1 protein-coding gene is annotated in these 1,967 nt (G+C 67.0%); it reads right to left on the reverse strand.

Features of this window, described 5'->3' with window-relative positions; all coding sequences use genetic code 11:
• Positions 1–226: 226 nt before the first annotated feature.
• Positions 227–1,510 (reverse strand): class I SAM-dependent methyltransferase, encoded by a 1,284-nt coding sequence (locus ACIQCY_RS18240; protein WP_400485210.1) that lies wholly within the window; start codon positions 1,508–1,510, stop codon positions 227–229.
• Positions 1,511–1,967 lie beyond the last annotated feature (457 nt).

The raw sequence follows: 1,967 nt of genomic DNA on the forward strand, positions 1-1,967 counted from the left end.
CCGAGAGAGTGTGGGAGAGTAGGACACCGCCGGACAACACTTAGCAACACAAAAAAGGGAAGGCCCCACACCACCAGGTGCGGGGCCTTCCCCCCTTTAACCCACACGCCCTACAGCAACTCCACCCAGGCCGGAAGGCCCGAGCAGGTGCACCCCGCAACCAGGCCACCCGACCCCGGTCGCTGAGGCCCTCGGGCCGGCACGAGGGAGCGTGCTCTCAGGGCTGTCACATCCAGTCGCGGCGCCGCAGGGGAGGTTCCTCACCGCCCGGCCGTTGCACCAGCACCTGATTCACGCCGTTCAGCCCCCGCTCGAACCCGAGCGCGCTCGAGGCCATGTACAGGCGCCAGACCCGAGCGCGTCCCTCGCTCGTCAGGCGTACCGCCTCGTCCCAGTTCTCCTCGAGGTTGTGCACCCACGCCCGCAGCGTCAATCCGTAGTGCCGGCGCAGCGCTTCGACGTCGAGCACTTCCAGTCCCGCCGATTCGAGTGCCCCGATCATGACGGTGAGGCTGAGCATCTCGCCGTCGGGAAAGACGTAGCGGGGGATGAAGGAGTCCGGATCCGGCGGCATCTCACCCGCGTTCCAGGAGATCGCATGGTTGAGGAGGCGCCCGCCAGGACGCAGCAAACCGGACAGGTGCGCCGAGTAGGAGTCGATCTGGCCTCCACCGACGTGTTCGGCCATGCCGATCGAACTGATGGCGTCGAACGGGCCGTCGTGGACATCCCGATAGTCCTGGACCCGGATCTCGATACGGTCCGCGAGGCCGCCCTCGGCCACGCGCTGCCGGCCGAGAGCGGCCTGTTCCTTCGAGAGCGTGACCCCCACGACGTCGACTCCATAATTCCTTGCTGCATGCAGGGCGAAGCTGCCCCAGCCGCAGCCCACGTCCAGCAGTCGCATGCCCGGTCGCAGGCCCAGTTTTCGGCAGACGAGGTCGAGCTTCGCCTCCTGAGCAGCGTCCAGGCCGACGTTCTCCTCGTCCCAGACCGCACAGGAATAGACCATGGACGGGCCGAGCACCAGCGCATAGAACGCGTTGCCGACATCGTAATGATGCGAGATCGCCGCAGCATCGCGTTTCCTGGAGTGCTTCCGTCCTGATCGGCTGACATCCATCTCCTCGGGGGGCGGCGCGGGCGGCAGCCCGAGCGCACCGACACGGATGGCCGTGCGGACCAGTCGTAGTCGCTCGCGAGGCGTGGGCGGGCGGAATGCCTTCAGCTCCGCGAACTTGCCCACAGAGCTGAGCTCCGAGAAGCTCTTGAAGAGGTCTCCGGGCCCATCGATATCGCCGGCGACATACGCCCGGCTCAGCCCGAGCTGGTTCGGTGACCACAGCATCCGCCGCAATCCCCGCGGGGATCGGAATACGAGCACCGGGGCTTCGGCTGGCCCCGCTTCCGATCCGTCCCACGCCCGCAGCCGCAGCGGGATCTCCTTCGTGCCCAGGACGATCCCCAAAGCATCGGCCAGCCGTGGTGCCACTCCCTTGTTCTTACCCATGCCGCCCTGTCTACTACGACTCGGCTCGCGGGACCAGAGGACCAGAGGACCACGACGATCGTGATTCTTCTGGAGGCTGTCGTTCAACAGACGCGACGTACCGGGGAGGCCCCCCGTTCGCTGTACTGCCGACGGCGAGGACGTCCCGACTCCGGGACTGCGCTTGCAACCGATCCTCTGCGGACGTCGGCTCCGGAGGCTCGACCGGCCACGGCAGTCGGTGCTCCGGAGGAGCTCCCGGTCCTTCGACCTGGCCCCGATAGGCCCGGAGTGCCCGATCCGCGGAGCCGGGAAGGGGTTGGGCCGGCGCCGGAGTGTCTGTCGCCGGAATGTCTGTCGCCGAGTAGCTGGCGGGGTGGGGGTGGATTTGGTGGTGGGGGTGGGGTGGTCGTATAGTTATGGAGTTGCCCCGGTGAGGGTGGCAAACCCCCCTTGATGAAGTTGAAGTTGTTCTGGC

The organism is Arthrobacter sp. NPDC092385 (genome assembly GCF_044755105.1).
Lineage (GTDB): Bacteria > Actinomycetota > Actinomycetes > Actinomycetales > Micrococcaceae > Arthrobacter_D.